The sequence below is a fragment of the Rhizobium sp. CFBP 8752 genome, from assembly GCF_014842035.1.
GTDB classification, from domain to species: Bacteria; Pseudomonadota; Alphaproteobacteria; order Rhizobiales; family Rhizobiaceae; genus Neorhizobium; species Neorhizobium soli.
In genome coordinates, this window is sequence record NZ_JACYUZ010000002.1 from 331,124 (window position 1) to 351,050 (window position 19,927).

Annotated in this window: 14 protein-coding genes and 1 pseudogene; 5 read left to right on the forward strand and 10 right to left on the reverse strand. The window is 58.8% G+C overall.

The window, feature by feature from the left end; translation table 11 throughout:
* Nucleotides 1-58 precede the first annotated feature (58 nt).
* From IFT59_RS14740 to IFT59_RS14750, 3 genes are all read left to right on the forward strand, one after another.
* Nucleotides 59-1,057 carry an alpha/beta fold hydrolase gene (locus tag IFT59_RS14740; RefSeq protein ID WP_192087342.1) on the forward strand — a complete coding sequence of 333 codons (999 nt, stop codon included), beginning with the start codon at nt 59-61 and terminating at the stop codon, nt 1,055-1,057.
* Complete coding sequence (locus tag IFT59_RS14745) at nt 1,044-1,487, forward strand: DoxX family protein (protein ID WP_192078435.1); 444 nt, start codon at nt 1,044-1,046, stop codon at nt 1,485-1,487. Before IFT59_RS14740 ends, IFT59_RS14745 begins: the two co-directional genes overlap by 14 nt.
* 128 nt (nt 1,488-1,615) lie before the next feature.
* The gene (locus tag IFT59_RS14750; protein WP_062460469.1) at nt 1,616-2,233 is read left to right on the forward strand and encodes a hypothetical protein; all 618 of its coding nucleotides are present in this window, start codon (nt 1,616-1,618) and stop codon (nt 2,231-2,233) included.
* 17 nt (nt 2,234-2,250) lie between these two features.
* Here the strand turns inward: IFT59_RS14750 and IFT59_RS14755 are convergent, their stop codons facing one another.
* The 3 genes from IFT59_RS14755 to IFT59_RS14765 all read right to left on the reverse strand — a co-directional run bounded on the left by IFT59_RS14755 (nt 2,251) and on the right by IFT59_RS14765 (nt 6,149).
* Nucleotides 2,251-3,609 carry an ATP-binding protein gene (locus IFT59_RS14755; RefSeq protein WP_446737835.1) on the reverse strand — a complete coding sequence of 453 codons (1,359 nt, stop codon included), beginning with the start codon at nt 3,607-3,609 and terminating at the stop codon, nt 2,251-2,253.
* Between the two features lie 4 nt (nt 3,610-3,613).
* Entirely contained in the window at nt 3,614-4,267 is a 654-nt protein-coding gene (locus tag IFT59_RS14760; protein WP_192087343.1) for a response regulator, read from the reverse strand.
* A 181-nt stretch (nt 4,268-4,448) separates the two neighbouring features.
* Nucleotides 4,449-6,149: a phosphoethanolamine transferase gene (locus tag IFT59_RS14765; protein WP_342366107.1), complete on the reverse strand. Its 1,701-nt coding sequence runs from the start codon at nt 6,147-6,149 to the stop codon at nt 4,449-4,451.
* Between the two features lie 351 nt (nt 6,150-6,500).
* On the opposite strand from IFT59_RS14765, the gene IFT59_RS14770 reads away from it, so the two are divergent.
* Nucleotides 6,501-7,730: a M24 family metallopeptidase gene (locus IFT59_RS14770; RefSeq protein ID WP_192087344.1), complete on the forward strand. Its 1,230-nt coding sequence runs from the start codon at nt 6,501-6,503 to the stop codon at nt 7,728-7,730.
* 184 nt (nt 7,731-7,914) lie between these two features.
* Entirely contained in the window at nt 7,915-10,023 is a 2,109-nt protein-coding gene (locus IFT59_RS14775; protein ID WP_192087345.1) for a carboxy terminal-processing peptidase, read from the forward strand.
* 730 nt (nt 10,024-10,753) lie between these two features.
* On the opposite strand, the pseudogene IFT59_RS14780 reads toward IFT59_RS14775, so the two are convergent.
* The 7 genes and pseudogenes from IFT59_RS14780 to IFT59_RS14810 form a co-directional block, all read right to left on the reverse strand.
* A pseudogene (locus tag IFT59_RS14780) lies at nt 10,754-12,421 on the reverse strand (HAMP domain-containing methyl-accepting chemotaxis protein); the annotation flags it as partial.
* 436 nt (nt 12,422-12,857) lie between these two features.
* Nucleotides 12,858-13,343, reverse strand: coding sequence for a chemotaxis protein CheW (locus IFT59_RS14785; protein ID WP_192087347.1), 486 nt, complete (start codon nt 13,341-13,343; stop codon nt 12,858-12,860).
* A 1-nt stretch (nt 13,344) separates the two neighbouring features.
* Nucleotides 13,345-14,580, reverse strand: coding sequence for an HD-GYP domain-containing protein (locus tag IFT59_RS14790; protein ID WP_082476371.1), 1,236 nt, complete (start codon nt 14,578-14,580; stop codon nt 13,345-13,347).
* 11 nt (nt 14,581-14,591) lie between these two features.
* Nucleotides 14,592-16,784: an ATP-binding protein gene (locus IFT59_RS14795; protein WP_192087348.1), complete on the reverse strand. Its 2,193-nt coding sequence runs from the start codon at nt 16,782-16,784 to the stop codon at nt 14,592-14,594.
* Entirely contained in the window at nt 16,781-17,290 is a 510-nt protein-coding gene (locus IFT59_RS14800) for a molybdopterin-dependent oxidoreductase (protein WP_342366109.1), read from the reverse strand. Before IFT59_RS14800 ends, IFT59_RS14795 begins: the two co-directional genes overlap by 4 nt.
* 341 nt (nt 17,291-17,631) lie before the next feature.
* The gene (locus tag IFT59_RS14805) at nt 17,632-18,366 is read right to left on the reverse strand and encodes a helix-turn-helix transcriptional regulator (protein WP_062459805.1); all 735 of its coding nucleotides are present in this window, start codon (nt 18,364-18,366) and stop codon (nt 17,632-17,634) included.
* A gap of 102 nt (nt 18,367-18,468) precedes the next feature.
* Nucleotides 18,469-19,926 (reverse strand): chemotaxis protein CheW, encoded by a 1,458-nt coding sequence (locus tag IFT59_RS14810; protein ID WP_192087349.1) that lies wholly within the window; start codon nt 19,924-19,926, stop codon nt 18,469-18,471.
* Nucleotide 19,927 lies beyond the last annotated feature (1 nt).

Here is a 19,927-nt window from a genome sequence, read left to right on the forward strand (position 1 = left end):
TGTCCCGCGCGCGTAGTAGGAGCGAAATGCTCATTTCGGCGAAACGCATTGAGGACTAATGCAAAAGATTGTCTTGCTTCTGGGGTTTGCGCTCGCGGCGTTCGGCATCGTCGGCGCGCGGCAGGTGACGGCCGATGACCATGTGCCACAAGCGGTCCGGATCGATGTCGGCGGTTACAAACTCAACAGCGTTCTGATCGAGCCGGATAAAAAAGCGGATCTTCCCCCGATCGTTTTTCTCCATGGTGCGAGCACGAGCCTGAAAGATCCCCTCTTTTCGTTCAGGAAGACGTTGCAGGGCAGGGCGCGACTGCTGTTCGTCGACCGACCGGGACATGGCAGTTCCGATATCGGAAGCGAACAGAATATCCTTCCGGATGGCCAGGCTGATGCCGTCGCGCAGCTGATGAGGAAGCGGGGGATCGGCAAGGCCATTATCGTCGGCCATTCCTTCGGGGGCGCCATCGCCGCGGCATTTGCAGTTCGGCATCCGGACATGGTGTCCGGTCTCGTCTTCCTCTCGCCGGCGGTCTACCCCTGGGACGGAAGCGTGGCATGGTATTATTCTGCAGCCACAGCCCCTTTCACGGGCCAGGTCTTCAGCGCACTGGTCGTTCCACCGGTGGGGCTGCTGGCGATCAAGGGTGCGGCGAGCGCAGTCTTCTCTCCCAACCCTGTCCCCGCCGGCTATATTGCCGAGACCAATGCATTTCAGGCGCTGAGCCCAACCGCATTTCGCCATAATGCGCGGGAAATCTCGGCGCTCAGCGACTGGGCACGTACCGCCTCGCGACAATATCCGAAGATCAAGGCGCCGACCGTGATCATCACCGGTGATGCCGATGAGATCGTGTCTCCCGAAATCCATGCCAAACATCTGGCGCGCGATATCCGCGGCGCAAAACTGATCGTCGTCCACAAGCTCGGGCACAAGTCCGACTACATCGCGAGGGATCTGGCGGTGGCTGCCATGGAAAGCGTTGCGGGCCGACGCAGGGACTTAGCCTCCATTGCAAGGTCGGTGGAGCGACGGATAGCGGCAGATGCAAAGGATTGAACCCGCCAGGGAACGCGAGGGACAGGACCTAACCGTCTGGCGCCGTCGGTGCCGGTTGGGCCTCTTCCTGTTCTATGCCGCAGCGGGCGTCCTGCATATTACCGTGCCGCGGCCGTTTCTCAGCATCACACCCAGCTGGGTCCCTGATGCACCGGAGGTGATTCTTGTAACGGGCCTCTGCGAGATCGCAGGCGCGATCGGATTGCTTGTTCCGTGGTCCCGTCGGTATGCGGGCATTGGCCTGGCGCTTTACGCAGCCTGCGTGTTTCCTGCCAATATCAAGCACGCAGTTACCAGCCTGACTGCGCCAGACGCCTCGCAGTGGCAGTGGCTTTATCACATGGTTCGATTGCCGTTACAGCCTGTTCTGATCTGGATCGCCCTGTTTGCGGCGGGCATCGTCAGGTGGCCGATGAGGGCGAGAGACTGATCTGTCGCCTCTGCGCGACAACAATTCCGCGCCGGCATCGTGCCGCGCTCGGCGAAGGTCGGAGGATTTCCAACCCGAATCCACCGGCAGCACGACACGACCTTAAGGGTTTCAAAAAGGAAGAGACCATGTCCTCCATTTCCAGAACCGGCTTTACGATACTCTCAGGCGCACTGATCGCCGTCACGCTCGGTGTTTCGGCCTTTGCGGCAGACACCGTCCGGGTCCGCGGTACAGTCGAGAGCCTTCAAGGCAAGACCCTGTCTGTCAAAACCCGCGAAGGCACGAATGCCAAGATCACGCTCAAGGATGACTGGAAGGTGTCGAGCGTTGCCAAGGCCTCTATCGATGACATCAAGCCTGGTGACTTTGTAGGGATCGCCTCGCTGCCGACTGCCGATGGCGGTGATGGCGCTCTTGAAGTTCTGATCTTCCCGGCGGCGATGAAAGGCACCGGCGAAGGCAGCTACGCCTGGGATCTGAAGCCGAACAGCTCGATGACCAATGCGACGGTTGCCGATGCGGTCAAATCCGTCGATGGCCACACGGTCACCGTGACGTACAATGGCCAGGAGAAAAAGATCTCGATCCCTGAGGGCACCCCGATCGTGACGTTCGCGTCAGCAGTCGAAGCGGATATCAAGGCAGGCGCGACTGTGTTTGTGCCGTCGGAAAAGGCGGCCGATGGCTCCATGTCGAGCGGCCGGGTCGTTGTCGGCACCAACGGCGTCGTGCCTCCGATGTGAACGAGCTCGTCGATCGCCTAGAGATGGCGCAGTTCTATCCGCGCTTCGAAACCGTCGGAGCGTCCTGTCGCCGGAGATGCGAGGATCAACTGTCCGTTCATCTGACCGAGTAGTCGGTCCACAATTGAAAGACCGAGACCGGAGCCTTCGGCTTCGGTCCGGCCACGCCCGAAGCGCTTGCGAATGGCGGCAAGTTCAATCGCACTCATAACCGGCGATCCGTTGGTAATGCGCACTTGGCCACCATCCTCAAGAAACACCTCGACCGGTTTATCCGGTGTCCCGTGAATGAGTGCGTTTTCGATCAGATTGCGCAGCACGATCGCGAACCCGTCTTCGCTCACCGGCGCCGTCAGGCGCGCGCCAGTTGGATGGCGGAGGACCAGCCGGTCGGGATCGGCCATGCCGCGCTGAAAATCGGTCACCACCATGTCCAGAACACGACCGAGATCGACGGCGTGGTCGGCGAGGCCGATGCCCGCCTCCGCGCGAGACAGTTGCAGCATCTTTTCCGCAAGGTGGCTCAGTCGCGTCAGTGAGGCTTCAACCTGGTCGGCACGCCGGCGATGAGGGTTTCCCACAAGTTCGGCGACCAGCATCTGAGTCTGCGCCAGCGCGCCCGCAATCGGCGTTCTCAGCTCGTGGGCGCTGTTGGCGGTAAATTCACGCTCCGCATCAAGTGCTGTGCGCAGGCGCTGCATCAGCCGATTGACCGATGCGGCAATCGGCATCAACTCTTTCGGAAGCGCCGTCGCGTCGATCGGCTCGGTGTTGCCGCCGTCCTTGGTTTCGATCTCCTCGCGCAACGCACCGACGGGACGGACAGCTCGCCGCACCACGAACCAGATCGCCATTCCGCAGACGGGAATGAGCAGCAGAAGTGGCAGAAACAGTGCCATGGCGCCTTCGCGAAGCGCTTCTTCTCTGTTTTCGAAAGCGTCGGCGACCTGCACGAAGACACTCCGATCGCCATTCGCCGCGGTATAAAATTGATAGGTGTCGTTTCGCCACAGCCCTGCCTTCAGCGGCGCCTCGAAAGGTTCTGCCGGCGCATCATGGGACCGGATCAGGATCCGGCCGGCCGTGTCTCTCACCTGATAGATCAGGTACTCCCGTTCGCCGCTCGAACTCGCGGTCTGTAGTTGTTGGGGGGAGGCGCCGACGAGGCTGCGATGTTCAAGGTCGTCGACGGCAAGAGGAACCAGTCTCTCGGCCGTATCCTGCAGAGTACCATCGAAAATTTCGGCGAGCTCCTCTTCCATCACAACCAAGCCCAGGCCCACGGCAAGCAGCCAGAGAAACGCCATCACCACAGTCAGCCACAAAATCAGACGCCGGGTCATGGAAGGCGCCGTCTTGGAAAGAAGCATGCTCATCGATCTACCCTAGCCGATATCCAATTCCGCGCAGTGTTGTGATGTGGTCGCGGCCAAGCTTCTTGCGCAAGCGGCTGACATAGACTTCGACGGTATTGCTCTCGATTTCCGAGCCGAAGGCGTAAAGCGCTTCCTCGATCTGCGATTTGGAAACGACCGCGCCGACACGAGACGACAGCGCGTCAAGCACGGCCCATTCCCGGCTGGAAAGTTCGATGACGGCGCCCGTTGCGGTAACGCGACGGTCGGTCGGATCGATCTCGAGATCGCCCACGCGAAGAAGCGAAACCGGACGGCCGCTGTAACGGCGACTAACCGCCAACATGCGCGCCGTCAGCTCACCCAGGTTGAAAGGCTTCACAAGGTAGTCGTCTGCACCGCTGTTCAATCCTTCGATGCGATCTGAAATCTGGTCATGTGCCGTCAGAATGATTACCGGCGTGGTAATACCCTTGGCGCGCAGGCGTTTCAAAAGCGCGATGCCGCTGCCATCCGGCAGGCGCAGATCCAGAAGGACAAGACCGTAGCCGGTCGTCGAGAGGGCGCTCTCTGCAGCGTCAAGCGTCTTGGTCCAGTCGACTGCATGGTCGGCGCTCGCCACATGGTCGCGCACTGCTTCCCCAAGTGTCACGTCATCCTCGACCAGAAGAACTCTCAAGCAGTCTGCTCCATCCCTTTGCCATTTCGCTTCGGCGATCCGGAGGCGAGAATAGCCGGAAATCTCAGGAAGTGGAGCGACAATCGTGCGCACACAAGCGAAGCACGAGAGTCCTGTTGCCAACCCAGCAAGCGATGTCGAGAAGAACTGTCTGACCGGACTACCACCAGTGTCGAACGGGTCAGAAGTCTGCACGCGCGCTGGCAACGCCGCTACTGTCTCTCACCCGCCGGCATGATGCCATTACGTCAAGGTCCGGCTTGTAGCTCGAAGTCCGAACGGACATCATTCCGAGTACGGTGTGAAACAGATTGTCATGTGAGGCGGGTGCAGCCGCTCGGGAAGAAAGGCATTGCGGATCGGTCGTGGTTTTCAACTCCGACCCTTGCCACAGCACGAAGGGCACGTGGGTCTGCTGCGATGGCGCAACGACATACGGAGCGCCGTGCAGATAAAGGCCATGCTCACCGAGCGACTCGCCATGATCGGACATGTAGATCATGGCTGGAGCGATGACGTCCTGATGCGCCTTCAGACTGTCGATGACCGACGCGAGGATGTGGTCCGTGTAAAGGATCGTGTTGTCATAGGCGTTGACGATCTCGTCGGTTTTGCAATTGCCCAGTTCAGCATTGCGGCATTCCGGCTTGAAGCGGGCAAAGGCCGTGGGATAGCGCTCAGAATAGGCGGGGCCATGACTCCCCATCTGATGGAGGACCAGAACGCTGTCGCCCTTGACTGTCGAGAGCCAGCCATCGAGTGCCGCGATCATTCCCTCGTCGAGGCACTCCCTGTCTTTGCAGTAGCGGGGATCGTTGGCATCGGAAAACGAGTGGTAGGCGGTACGGCTTGCAACGTTCTTGCTGCCGGTGTTGTCGTCCCACCACTCCGCTTTGACACCCGCGTGACCGAGGACATCGAGCAGATTTTCATTCGCGAGGCCGGCACGATGGGAATAGCCGCGCCGTGTCAGGTTGGAAAACATGCAGGGCACGGAAACCGCTGTTGCCGTGCCGCAGCTTGATGTTTCCTTGAAGTAGGTAATGTCTCGGCGGGCGAGCTCCGGATTGGTGTCGCGGCCGTAGCCACCAAGCGAAAAATTCTCGGCACGGGCCGTCTCTCCGACAACGATCACCACGACGCGCGGTCGGCCGGAGGATGTCGGGGCAATGACGCGGGCATCGGTCCCGAGCGATTTCACGACGACGGTTTCGTCCTCGCCGGTCGCCATGGCAAAGCCGATGGCATTGCCGATCGGCACGAAGGGGTTAAGTGTCATCATCAGGTCTTTGTGGAGCCGCGTGACCGAGGCAATGCTGCGAGCGCTGCTCATTCCGCAGGCGAGCGCGACCAGCAGAAGTGGAACGATTGCCGCGCTGTTCCACAAGACTTTGCCGAAGAACGGCCTGTGTTCGATCTTGACCCAGCAGACCAGAAGCGATGGCAGGATGCCGAAAACGGCCATGTGCAGCACGAAGGCCGGTGTCAACAGATGCCCGGCTTCGGATGACGTCGTCTGGACGGCGTTGCGGATCATGTCGACGTCGATGATCGTTCCGAACCTGTCCATGAACCAGGAGCCCGCAGCAGCGCTCACGAAGAGAAAGACCAGAACCGGCTTCAGGACATACTTGAGCGACAACGATACGATCAATGCTGCGAAAAGGCATGCGAGACCGAGTATGAAGGCAGCAAAGGCAAGGTGACTGTCGAAATAGGCGAAAGCCCGCGTGAGAAACATCCGGTTGGTAAAGGCCGCCAGATAGAGTGCACCTGTCACAGCCAGGGTAACGCTACCCATCCGCGGGCGGAAGAAAGGAGGTGCGGTTCTGGACAGACTGTAGATCGGCACTGGTTGATCCTCGGCGATATCGATTGCCACGGATTTGCATCGGATCCTGACACGCACCTGAATGCCCTAGACCAACGGCCACCCTTCAGCTGGGAGTCAGCTTCGTTCGTCATCATTGCCTGAGTGAGAAGCAACAAGGCCTATACTCGGTGAACAGTTTTCGTCTTCGGCCCGGTCTAATTTTCGTGGGCATATTCGTACTGATCGTGTGCTCGATCTCGCTGCTGCGCGATCCCCGGCACGTTCGCAATCCCCAGACGCTACCGGGATCGAACGTTCGACAAACACATATGCCGACGGGTTAAGCCGCCGCATCTTGACCGGCCGATGTCCGGTGCGCCATGTCATGGGGTGCATCTTTACGGACGACGGGGGCAGGCAGTGGGCGATATCGATCGGGACAGGGCAGAGCGATTGATGCAAGAGGCCGATCTTGATGGCCTGCTGCTATTCCAACCCGAGGGATTCCGCTACGCAATCGGCGCACCCGCTGGCGTAGCAACGATGTGGGGCAGGGCAGGGGCAGCAGTCGCTTTTGTTCCGGCGGATGCGGGGCTCTCGCTTGCCGCCGTCGTCAGCGATCACGCCCTTCCAAGCATCCGCAAATCCGCACCCGATGTCGAGCTGCGCAGTCATCGGATCTGGATCGACACCGTCGATACATCGGACGCCGGCTCCATCGCGCAAATCGACCAGTGCTATCGCCGAGGTGGGGCGACGGGGGAAAGGCCTGAAACCTTTGATCGCGAAGTGTCCTTCGGCCTGCTGGGGGAACTGCTTCGTGAGCGCGGTCTATCTGAGGCTCGTCTTGGCGTTGACATGGAGTTCATGCCCGCCGCCGATTTTGCCGCGCTCAAGCACCATCTGCCCCGCGCCTCGTTGACCGATGGATCTGCGGTTCTGCGCCGCCTGCGCTCGGTGAAGACGCCGGTCGAGATCGCTCGATTGCGTCTTGCGGCCAATGCGGCAGAGGCAGGCATTGTCAGAATGGTCGAGGCCATACGGCCCGGCTCCTCTGTCCAATCGCTTTCCGACGCTTGGAAATCCGGCGCGAAGGCGTTCGCAATCGGGAAGGGCGTCAGCCTGTCCGGGTCATGGGACTACATCTCCGTTGGCCCGGATCTTTCAGACGCGAACGCAACGGTTGTTCCGGGTGCGCTCATCAAGGCAGATGTGGGAACGCTGGTGGAGGGATATTCTTCCGATAGCGCACGAACCTTCGTCTACGGCGAGGCGTCGCCGCTCGCGAACGATCTCGACAAGATCCTCCTCGAGGCATTTGAAGCGGGCCTCGAGCAGATCCGGCCCGGCAATACATTCGGCGCGGTGCATCGGGTTGTCACGGCCGCCATCCGCCGTGGGGGATTGAGCGAATATCATCGTGGGCATTTCGGGCACTCGGTCGGCGGCAGTGCCGGCATCGAGGAATGGCCATTTTTCTCGATGGGAAATGAGGAACTGATCCAGCCGGGCATGGTGGTGGCGCTCGAGACGCCCTTCTACGGGAATGGCTTTGGTGCCCTGATGATCGAGGACCAGTTCCTTGTGACCTCTGACAGCACGGAATGCATGAATAGATTGCCGCGCGGTCTTCAGAAGATCATGCATTGAAGCCTGACGACCGAACGCCCGCGAACGACATTCTGCAGGAATCAGCGGCCCTCCGCGTACGCCGTTCGTCCTGGTTCTTGCGATGGACACGCAATATTGCACACCCAGACAGTTGCCAAAACTCGATCATTGTTGCACCACCATTGCGCAAAACGAACCGACATCGCAATTGGAACATAGCGGAATGCGTCTGAGATATTCTTTCCTTGGTCTACTTCTTGCCATCGCACCAGCAGCCTATGCCTTGGAACCGGGCACACCCCCCGTCCTCGCTCCGCTCGATCGGCAGGCACAGGCGGCCAATATCAGCGCACAGTTTCTCGGCCGCTACAGCTACAAGCCCGTACCGCTGGACGACGCGCTGTCGGTCAAGATCATGAACAGCTTCATCAAGTCGCTGGATCCGGACCGGAGCTTTTTTCTCAAATCCGATATCGACAGCTTTGCCGCGAACAGCAAGAAGATCGACGATGCGATCGAGGACGAGGACCTGAAGCTTCCCTTCTCGATTTTCAACGTTTATTCGCAGCGCGTTTCAGAGCGCCTGACCTATGCACGTGAGTTGCTGAAGCAGGGTTTCGACTTCACCCAGCGGGAAGAGTATTCCGTGCTGCGAGACGACGCGCCGTGGCCGCAGTCGCAACAGGAAAGCAACGACCTGTGGCGCAAGCGTGTGAAAAGCGACTGGCTGCGCCTGAAACTGGCAGGCTCCCAAGACGCGACGATCCGCGAGACGCTCGACAAGCGCTACCAGAACGTCCTTGATCGGACCTACCGTTATAAGAGCGACGATGTATTCCAGTCTTTCATGGCTGCCTACACGACGTCGGTTGACCCGCACACGGACTATTTCGGGGCGAGGGCAGCGGCTGAATTTGACATCTCCATGAGCCTGTCTCTCGTCGGTATCGGCGCGGTTCTGCAAGAACGCGACGGTTACACCACGATCCGTGAACTCGTGCCTGGCGGCCCGGCGCAGCTCTCCGGCAAGCTCGCTGTCGGCGATCGCATCGCAGGCGTTGCGCAAGGTGAAGATGGCCCGATGAAGGACGTCGTGGGTACGCGCCTCGACGAAATTGTGCAGATGATCCGTGGCGCGAAGGATTCTGTCGTCCGTCTGGACGTGCTGCCTGCAGATACCGGTGAGACCGGAAGCCACCGGGTTATCAGCCTCGTGCGGGACCGGGTTAGTCTCGAAAAACAGGCAGCCCAGAAAAGCATTATTCCGGTCGAGGACAAAGGTGTCACCCGCCGCATCGGCGTGATCACTCTGCCTGCCTTTTACGAGGACTTCGAAGCGAGACGCAAAGGCGAGAAGAACTACAAGAGCGCCAGCCGCGATGTCGCCAAGCTGCTCGTTGAACTCAAACAGGAAAACGTTGATGGCGTCCTGATTGACCTGCGCGATAACGGAGGCGGATCCCTGTCTGAAGCGATTGAACTCACCGGGCTCTTTGTCGGCAAGGGACCGGTCGTGCAGCAGCGCGATGCCAAGGGTAAGGTTGAAATCCTGAAGGACGATCGGTCTGCTCCCGCTTGGGCGGGCCCGGTCGGCGTGCTCATCAACCGCGGTTCGGCTTCGGCCTCCGAGATCTTTGCTGCAGCTATCCAGGATTATGGTCGCGGCGTTGTGATCGGCGAGCCCAGCTTCGGCAAGGGAACCGTGCAGACCGTCGTGGATCTCGATCAGGCGACGCGCAGCAGCGAATCGAAATACGGCGAATTGAAACTGACCATCGCCCAGTTCTTCCGCGTCGATGGCGGTACGACCCAGCTTCGCGGTGTGACGCCGGATATCAGCCTCCCGGGCCTTTCTGACCCGAAGACGCTGGGTGAGGCGAGCTATGACAATGCGCTCCCATGGACACGTATCAAGCCTGCCAAATATGCCGCAGTCGGAAATGTCGCATCGGTTCTGCCACAACTGCAGACCCAACACGAAGCCCGAATCAAGGATGACCCGGATTTCCAGCGGTTCATCGAGGACGCTGCCGAACTGAAGCAGCAGCGCGAGAAAAAGGTCATCTCGCTCAACGAGGCCGAACGCCGGGCAGAACTCGCAGCCGTCGCCAGTCGTCTGAAGGCTCGCGAGCAGATCAACAATGGCCTGGTCGGCAGTGAAGACGATGGTCTGCAAGCAAACGAACGTAGCTTGAGTGCGGAGATTGCTCTTGAGGATGCGCGCAAGAATGCCAAGGACGTCCTGAAAAACGAGGCGTCTGCGATTGTCGCCGATCAGGCGACCTTGCTGCAAGACAGCAATGCACAGCCCGGGCGCGCCAAGCGGAACTAGTCACCAGAGGGCTGCGGGGTCGTCGGGGTTCAAGTGAACCTTATGACGGTCAGTGGAGCAACGTAAAAAGACGTTGACAGCGCGCGGTAGAGATACCGTGCGCTGTCGTCAAAGCGAAGGGGATATGCAGTTTCGCCGACGTGGAAAACCCGAGTCACCCAACACAGCGCATCACCCAGTTATCAGATAATATGCATTATGGAACCAACGGATATTGATGGCAAGTAGCAGGCTTAGCGGCCTTGGCTGAGACGGTAGATACGTCCGCTACGGTTCAACGTGCCGCCTCTGAAGCGCCGATATCAGCACGCCATTTCCGGCTATCTTTGCCGACGCGTGAGAGACGAAGCGAGAGAGACGAAGCGTAACAAAGCAGTGGCCGCGGGTTTGAAAAATGCAAATCCTAGTTCAGCCGCGACCATCGATAGCTTGTAATCCCGGCCGACCTGGGAGCCTTACCAGACCGCGGCTAAAACTCCTCCCACGCCTCGGCGACAGCTGCACTTGTTGGAAAAGAGCTGTTCACTCTCGCCATCAGCTTTCTGGCTGGGGACGGCATATGGGGCGCGCCGTTGGCGTTTCCGGTTCGAGGTTGAAGGTCATGTCCTTTGCTCAACGTGAACCGACCAATCATGGTGAAAAGGTTATCTGCTTCGCGGGCAAGGCTGTTGCTGGCTGCAGTCGATTGTTCGACCATGGCCGCATTCTGTTGCGTGCCCTGGTCCATCCTATTGACCGCCATATTGATTTCCTTGAGCCCGACCGCCTGCTCCTTGGCCGCCTCGACGATGGCGGTGACATTGACGCTGACGTCTTGGACGCGGGAGACGATCTCAGTGAGCGATTTTCCGGTTTCTGCAACGAGCTGAACTCCGTTTCGAACCTGCTCGCCTGACGTGTTGATCAGGGTTTTGATCTCCTTCGCCGCCTTTGCAGAGCGTTGAGCAAGTTCACGGACCTCCTGGGCGACGACGGCAAATCCCTTTCCGGCCTCCCCGGCGCGCGCCGCCTCGACGCCGGCATTCAATGCCAGCAGATTTGTCTGGAAAGCGATATCATCGATGACCCCTATGATATTGACGATCTCGTTCGACGAGCGCTCGATTTCGCCCATTGCCGAAATCGCTTTTCGCACGACGTCGCCAGACTTTTCGGCACTGTCCTTTGTCTCGGTGACAAGGCGACCAGCGGCTTCGGCACGCTTGCTCGATCCGGCAACGGTGGTCGTGATCTGCTCAAGGGCCGCAGCCGTTTCTTCAACAGAGGCAGCCTGTTGCTCGGTGCGCTTCGAAAGATCATTGGCGGCCGACATGATCTGGTTGGAACCCGCCGCGATCGTCTGCGCGTTCTGGCCGACGGTGCGCAAGGTCTGCTCGAGGCGTTCCATGGAGCTGTTGAAGTTCGTCCTCAACACATCAAGCTGCGCAACGAATGCTGCATCGATCCGATGCACGAGATTCCCATTCGCAAGCTGATCGAGACCATGTTTCAGGTTATCGACAGCGAACTCCATCGCTTCGGCTTCCGCGGCTCTGATCCGGTCGCGTTCAATACGCTCCCGCTCCGAAACGCTGCGGTTTGCATCGGCCTCGGCCTCCAGACGAGCTCGATCTTTCGCACTTTGCCTGAAGACACCAACGGCGCCTGCCATTGTGCCGATCTCGTCGCGGCGGCCCTCTCCGAAGATGCGCACGTCAAGTTTGCCGCCCGCCAACTCGGTCATGGCCCTCGTCATCTCGGTCAACGGCCGGATAACCGCAGAACGAACCGTCCAAACCGAAATCACCACGACGGTAAGACCCGCGAAGGCAATTATCGCCATGACCAATGTCAGGCCAGCCTTCATCTCCTTTCCTGTCGCGAGCGTTTCGGCTGCGACACGAAGCTGAAGCTTCACCAGTTCGTCGATTGGACCACCAAGCGGATCGATTGTCGGATAAAGATCGGCGTCGGCGAAGCGTCCCAAGGCATCCAGATCGCCGGATGCAATCAGGGTCAGCAGGCCTTTCAGCTTTGCATCGGCCGCTGAGCGAGACGCCTCGAAGGTCGTAGCGATCGCCTGCTCTTCGGCTGTCATCTTCGTGTTGCGATATTCGCGCCATCGCAGGTCGATGACCTTCATGGCGGTCTCGATGTTTTCGGTCGCCTGCCGGGCTGTCAACGTTCTCGCGCGGGCCTTGTGGACCGTATCGACGATGTTTACCGCGTAACTGTCGGCGACCTGCTTCAACTGTGCCAAAGGGATGACGCGATCTTCAACGATGGAATTGGCAAGCTTGCCTTCTTCGTCGAGTGCATAGAAAGCAAAACCAGCCATCGACAATAGCGCCGTAGCGAGGACGAAAAGACAGGCTAAAAGCTTTGTTCGTATCAACATTTTCAACCTCTCATCGGGCATCGACCTGCCACCGGCACAACGGGCCGGAAGTCAGTATGGTCGCAGATTGTGGATTTTGGAAAAACTGACCGTATGCAGTGGCACGGCGTCTTGCTCGCCGGTACCGCAGGGGTCGATCGGAAAAGGAATTCTAGACGATTGGCCCAAACTAAAATTGTTGCCGTTTACCGGGCAGTGCAAATCCTGAAATCGGTCTCGCGCTGACAAAAGACGAGCGCCTACCCACTCCCTCGATTTGTAGGGCAGATTCGTTAAACTGTGGTTACGATGCGAAAATCAGCAATTCGTCTTAATCAAATACTCATACGTTGTGCGATTGAGGCGTAAGTTGCGTTTCAGGTTGTACCTGCTTCCGCAAGCCAAGTTTGGTCGTGCACCGAACCGTCATCTGACAGTCACGGAGCGTCTAGGCGGATGAGTGCGAACGGCGCAGCTATCAGGCGGCGATGAGGCCGGCGGTATTCAAACCTTCGAACATTCGTTCCAGGTTCAGAAAACAGGTCATTCCTGTGGGCTGGACGATGATGCCGTCGGAATAGCTCGTCGCGGCACCCTCGTTCATGTCAGGCACAGGCTGCATGTTTTCGACGGGAATCGTGAGGATGTCCGAGACCCGGTCGACAACAAGACCAAAGGCCATTCCGTGGACTTCCGCCACGACGATCGCACTCCGCTCATTGGGTTCGGTACTCCGCATACCGAGCTTGCAGGCGAGGTCGATGATCGGAATCACTGCACCGCGGAGGTTCATCACTCCCAGAACCTCTCTGGGTGAATGCGGGATCGGCGTCGCGGGGCCCCAGCCGCGGATTTCGCGGATCGTCACCGTCCTGACGCAGAACTCCTGGTCGTGAAGGCGGAACGCGATGATTTCCAGGGTCTCACCGGAACGTGCAGAATTGGAAGGATGCAAAGTGTTCATTTCATCGTCCTTGCAAAGCGGTCGGTTGATTTTCGAGTTCGTAGTTCTGTGTTGTTGGTGACGTCATCATTGCAACAGTCAGTGGACCGTCATTTTTCTCCACGCGGGCATCGCTGATTGCGCGGCGGCAGCGTTCAAAGGATTCCTTCGACTGCGAGCACCCAGCGTGAACCGGGATGCAGCTTGTAGGCACTGAAAGCAGGCTTTCCCTGCGATCGGTCTCCATGATTTCGAGAATGACGGACAATGCCTTGTCGAAGGCAGCGACGCAGCGGGGGTCGAAGTGGCTCCCCGATCTTTCACGTATGTGTGCTACGGCGCGATCCACGCTCCACGCCTCTTTGTAGGGCCTTGCGGTCGTCAACGCGTCGAAATTATCGGCAATGGCGACGATGCGGCCGGAAACCGGAATGGTCTCACCCGAAAGACGGAACGGGTACCCCTGCCCGTCCCAGCGTTCATGATGACTGCCAGCAATTTCGGCAGCAAGCTGCAGAAGACTCGACTTCGATTCCCGGAGAATATCGCAGCCGACGACCGTATGTCGCTGCATGGCCGCGAACTCCTGTTCGGTCAGCTTGCCGTTCTTCAGGAGGACGGCATCGGGAATGGCGACCTTTCCGATATCGTGCATCGGCGAGGCAAGCCTGATGTCGGAACAAGCGCGCGCCTCCATGCCGTAGGCCCGCGCGATTGCCTCGGAATAAAGGCCTACGCGCCGCGTGTGCCGGGCCGTCTCGAAGTCCTTGTAGCTTGCTGCAATCGTCAAGCGGTCAATGATTTCCTCCTCGCGGGCACGCAGCTCGACGACCGCTTTCTCGACCTCGATACGAAGCCACTCGGCCTTGTCAGCAAGCTTGTTGCGCGCGTCCACGAGGGCGACCAGGTTCTTGATCCGGGCCTGGAACTCCAGCGGGTTCACGGGTTTCGTCAGAAAGTCGATCGCGCCTGCATTGAGCGCCGCCATGCGCGTCGCCGTATCGGTATCGGCCGTGACAAATACCACGGGCTTGTCGCGGTAATTCTCGAAGCGAACGAGTTCGGTCAATAGCTCGATGCCGCTATAGACAGGCATCTGGAAATCGATGACGGCGATGTCGAATTCGAGCGCTGGAGCATCTGCCAGCACGTCTTCGGGATGAAGATAGGGAATGGCGACGCAGTCCGGCAGTTTCTCGACGAGTCTCGTCAGGAGAGAGAGGTTCGTTTTATTGTCGTCGACAAGTAGAATGCGCATGTGAACGTCCCTTATGCGACAAGGAGCTGCCTGTAGCGGGTGACTGTGTCTTCAAGGTCTGCAAGTACGGTTTCGGTGATTGATGCATGACGGAGGTCCTGAGACCGGTCAGCCACGTCTTGAAGACCGACGCTGCTTGCTGCGCCCTTCAGAGTGTGCAGCAGATGATCGGTATGACGGTGGTCATTGACGGCCAAGGCGGAGTGAAGATCTGTGAGGAGTAGGCTTGCGTCTTCGAAAAAGCTCGACAGGAGTTCGTCGAACGTCTCTTCGCCCAGTGCCTCCACGATCTCCAACCGCCGGGTTTCGAACGCGTTATCGATGCTCGGACTTTGGACAGCCTCCACAGCAGTTTCCGCAGCCGCCTCCAGAGACCCGATGATACCCCGAAGCTGATGCATTGAGACCGGCTTCGACTGGAACCCCGTCATCCCCGCCTCCTCGCAAAGCCGCCTGTCGTCGTCAGAAGCATTCGCGGTCATGGCGATGATGGGAGCATTCCGGCTAAGGCCGTTGGAAGCGCGAATTTGCTTGGTAGCCTCTATGCCGTCCAGCCTCGGCATCTGCATGTCCATGAGGACGAGATCGAAGCGGGTTGTCTCCGCCAGTTTGACGGCTTCCAGCCCGTCGTTCGCGATCGTGACCAATTGGCCGAGATGGGCGAGAAACCCGGCCGCGACCTGCTGATTGATCACGTTGTCCTCGACAAGAAGGATATTCCATGCCTGAAACTGTTGGGGCGCAGCCTTTGCCGCCAAGGCGTCGACAAGACCCTTCTCGGCCGGGTTGGCAGGGATTACGAACCAAAAGATGCTGCCCTCGCCTTTGCGGCTGTTGACACCTATTGTTCCCGACAGCGCCTCTACGATCTGCTTGCAGATGGTCAGTCCCAGTCCCGTACCACCGTATTTCCGGCTGATAGACGCATCGACCTGCGAGAACGGCTGGAATAGCTTGCCAAGACCTTCACCGTCGATCCCGATGCCTGTATCTTCAATCTCAAACCTCAGCTGTGCGTCTTGCGGCTCGCCAATCTCCAGCACGCGCAACGTGACGGTGCCCTCGCTCGTGAATTTGATGGCGTTGCTCAACAGGTTGAGAAGAACCTGACGCAGACGGGTGGGGTCCGATGATATGACCGGCGTGGTGAACGAGGTCGGCAGTTCCAGCGCAATGCGATTTCCATGTTCAGTTGCTCTGTCTCGTACCATTTCGACCGTGGCTGTGACGACGGCCCGAACGTCAACCGCGCGGGTCTCGACGTCCAGTTTTCCGTGTTCGATCTTTGCGAAGTCGAGGATTTCGTTGATGATCTCGAGAAGAGCCTGACCAGAACGCCTGATGGTCTGCAGGCCAGGTGCAACTGACGGCGGTAGGGGGGACAACTCCAGTAGTTCCGCAGTTCCGAGAATGGCGTTCAGAGGTGTGCGGATCTCGTGTCCCATCGTCGCCATGAACTGGGACTTGGCGCGGTTCCCGGCTTCCGCCGCGAGATATGACTCCTTCAGCTGGTTCGAAATCGCCTCCAGGCTGAGACCGGCAAGCTGAACTGACTTGAGCTGACGTCGCAGCGTAAGAATGAGGAATACCACGCAGCAGACAAGAAGTGCGACGAGACCCGCCGATTTCATCTGAAGGTCAAGGACTGCGTCCCGTGCCTCAGCCCGTTCGATGCTGACGGTGCTGTTCGTATAGAGAAGCAGTTTTTCCGTATTCTCTACGAGCCTCTCAAACTCTGAATCTGCTGTCTCTAGCTGCACCGGATCCACGGGGTCGCCTGCGGCCAGTCTGTCGAAAACTGCGCTGCGACCGAACACCGCGTCGCGAATGGCAGTGACCTGCTCGGCAACAGCCGCATCCAGCTTGAACTTTGTCTCGAACGAGGTTTTGTCGAGAATATTCATTCGCGAGTACAGAATGTCGTAGCGCGTCCCGAGAGCCTTGATGCGCTCCGGAGTCAGGTCGTTTTCAACGAGCATGATGTGCAGGGTCTCGTGCAACCGGCGGGCTTCCCGGTCGAGCTGGTAGACGGACCACAAAGCGTTCTCGCGAATGCCGTCCTGCAGGGCGGAGTATTTCCTTGAGATATCGGCAAACAGAAAAACGAGGCCCAGCAACAGCAACACGGCAAAGCACTGCAGCACGACGGTCGCCTTGCTGGCTTTCCGGATGATATCGCCACTCTGCTGGGCGGCAGTGATCATTCAGTGACCTCGATATCCTTGATCTGCCAGACCGACCGGGAGAAGTATTTCTCGTTGAACAGACCTTGGTCCTTATCGAAAGGATACACGAGGAAGAGCGGGCCCTTGTCGCGGACAGACATCAGCTTGCCGTCCATGCGGGTGGCGAGCATTGTGTCGAGCGAGGTTGCATCTTCCATCGGCAGGTCAGCGGCATAATCGTTGAGCGCAATGACCTTGAGCTTGTTGCCATGGGCCCCCGCTGCCTCGAGTACAGACCGCAGAAGCGGGCCGGAGAACTTGACCACGCCTTCGGTCCAGGGGGTCTCCATTTCACCCGTGCGGCCCGCAAGGGCTTCGAGCATAGGCATGTCGAACTGGGCTTTGCCACCGACGTTGGGATGATCGAGCTTGGTGCCAGTCACCGTAAGCACCACCTTGCCTTTCGGCAAGTCAAGCGCCGTCGCCTGAAGAGGAAGCAGCGCGCCGGCGACAATGACGGCTGCGATCATGATGCGGTTTATCACTTGAAACTCCAAGATACGAAGTAGACTCGCGGCGCGCGCGACAAGCTGTCAAAACGGGGGGTACCTATTGGCCAGCGTCCCATCGGGGCATGCGTGGTGGAATACACCGCGCGCTCCTCCCAGATCGGCGTCATGCCGATTGCGTGTTCAACGCTGTGGACGCCTTAATTCTAGGGCGGAGGCATTTATATTAGGTGAATCTTGAAATGAGAATTGGAGTAGAAAGAGACGTTACGAGACGTAGCGCTCAATTCTTACTTCTTTGCTGTTGCCTCAGGCGCTTACGGTCGAAAAGATGACCGCCCCCTTTGGCAGATCGCTTTTTAGCTAGGGCGATGCGATCAGGCGATGAGCCGGCGGCGTATAGCTTCGGCAATGGCCTGCGTTCGGTTGGTCGCGCCGATCTTCTTCACGGCCGACTTTATGTAACTGTTGACCGTATCGTTCTGGTATCCAGTCGCGACCGCAATCGCCTCGCTCGTCAGCCCGAGACTGGCCTGGGTCAGGCAGGCAATTTCACCCTTGGAAAGCCGAAGCTGGTGGGCAGCGAAGCGATCCATCAGCGGCTTGGTGACAGCCGTGTGAATGGATTCCGCTACCAGCGAAAGGAAGATCAACTCCTTTTCGTCAAACGGTGTCGAGCGGGAAAAACAGATCGCTCCGTAAATGACATCGTTCCTGAGGATCGGGATAAGCGTTCGGTTGTGCAGGCCGAAGGTTCGTTGGAGGTAAACGAGCCTCTGCGGCGGCGGAGTTTCCGCGTAGACCTCGCTCTCGACCACGATCACGTTCGAGGCCTTCGCGGCTAGGACGAACGGGTCGGTCAGATAGAGGCGATCCGCGTCATAGGCGTCGAGGAATGCAGGAGGCATGTCGGTGTCGATCGAAAAACCCTGACCGAACCTGTAGTGGTCGACGTCGAGACCGCTGATGGAGATGTAGTCAAAGGGAACCGCCAACCGCAGGCGGTCAACGATGTCGTTTTTTCCGAAATGACGGTGCTTCGGCACCGAACGCAGGTCGCAATAGTCGTCGAGAGCGTTTGGATCAAGAATGGAAAGCGCGCTGACGGGCATATCAGAATCCGTTGGAAGATCGTCAACACGAGTTTTGGCGTCTCAGCGTTAACAAAAGGTAAAGACTCAACCTTGGATTTTGCAACCAACAGTCGGGCTCTTTCAAGCGAGAGCTTTTCTGAGGTCGATATATGGGAGGAGCCGCCCGTCCGCTGACCGAACCATGAAGTCTCCCAGGATCCGATGCTCGAACCCGCTGGAGTCCGTAGCGTCCGGTCCTGTCGCACATTTCGAGGCCATTTCGATCCGTGCCAGACTGTCGACCACCAGGCCAGTCGTCTTGAGGCCGTCCGACACGAGCAGAACGCGACTTTCTTGGCCGGGAGGAACTGCAGGCAACCGGAGCCGTCTGGCAAGGGAGATGAGAGGGATAGCTGTGCCACGGTGGACAAACAGGCCCATCGTGCCGCGTCCGACATTGTTCAACGAAACGTAGTCTTCCGGCATCTCGACGATCTCCCGGACATCGGCAACCGGCGCTGCCATGTCTCCCCCTGCTCTGAAGACCAAGTATGGCAGCAACGCGTCTCCGCGCTGCCCCGGCGCTCGACCGGCCGCCGCTGTCTTGCGCTTGGTGGATGAAAGTCGCGAAAACATCAGCAGGACATCGTCACTCATCATTGTCCGCTCGTCGAGGACGAGAAACAATGTCCGTCCGTCGACGGAATAGACACCGCTGAGAACAGACCCGGTCTCTACGGCATTATCAGGCATCGCCATAATGTCGTCCAACGGTATCGGCCGTATATCGACGACGGTATCGAGCGCAAAGCCCAGCAGCCGGTCGTCGGGGTAACGCAGGACGAGGACGGACGACTGCTTGCGTTCCGACAGGACGCCCATGCCAAGCACCCGAAGCGTATCAAGAACCGGCACCTGGGTGCCATGATGATCGATGACACCGAGGCAGGTCTCCGTCTTCATCGGCGAATCCTTCAACTGCGCGGTCGGCGCGGTGGCCTCGACCACCCCGGCCGCAACGCCGAAAGAAAACGCGCCGCACGTGAACAGCAGAAGCGGCTTCGCATTCGAGCTCGTCTTTGCGACCGCCTTCACGACTGGCTCTTGCACCGACGGAATTCCCGGCAACGCCAAGATGCGCTCCGCTGCCAGGACCGAGATTACCTTTCCGCTGTGGAAGAATGAATGCGTGACCAAAGGTCCCCGTACGGCGGGTCGCGACACGCCCAGTTCATCGAGTGCCGCGACGTCTTCTGTCGCGATGCCCCGCACTTCGTCAGCAAAAATGCATATCAGCCTCTGTCTTACCCGCAGGACCAGAATCACGGCGCCGTAGGCCTCCGTCGCCGGCAGGCCGAGCATCGGTCGGATATCCATAACCGGGATGGTGCTGCCTCTCAATTCGAACAACCCGCACAAGCCGGTTGCCGCGATGCCTGCATTCGATAGCCCACCGGGCGCCGGAACGACTTCTCGGATATTCTCGACACTGATGGCAAGCATCGCCTCGCCAATGCGCAGGAGGCCGAACTGCTGCGTTGCAGGGCGACTGCCTCTCAGCACTTCCGGCATCGCGAGAGATCTGACCATCTGGTTCATG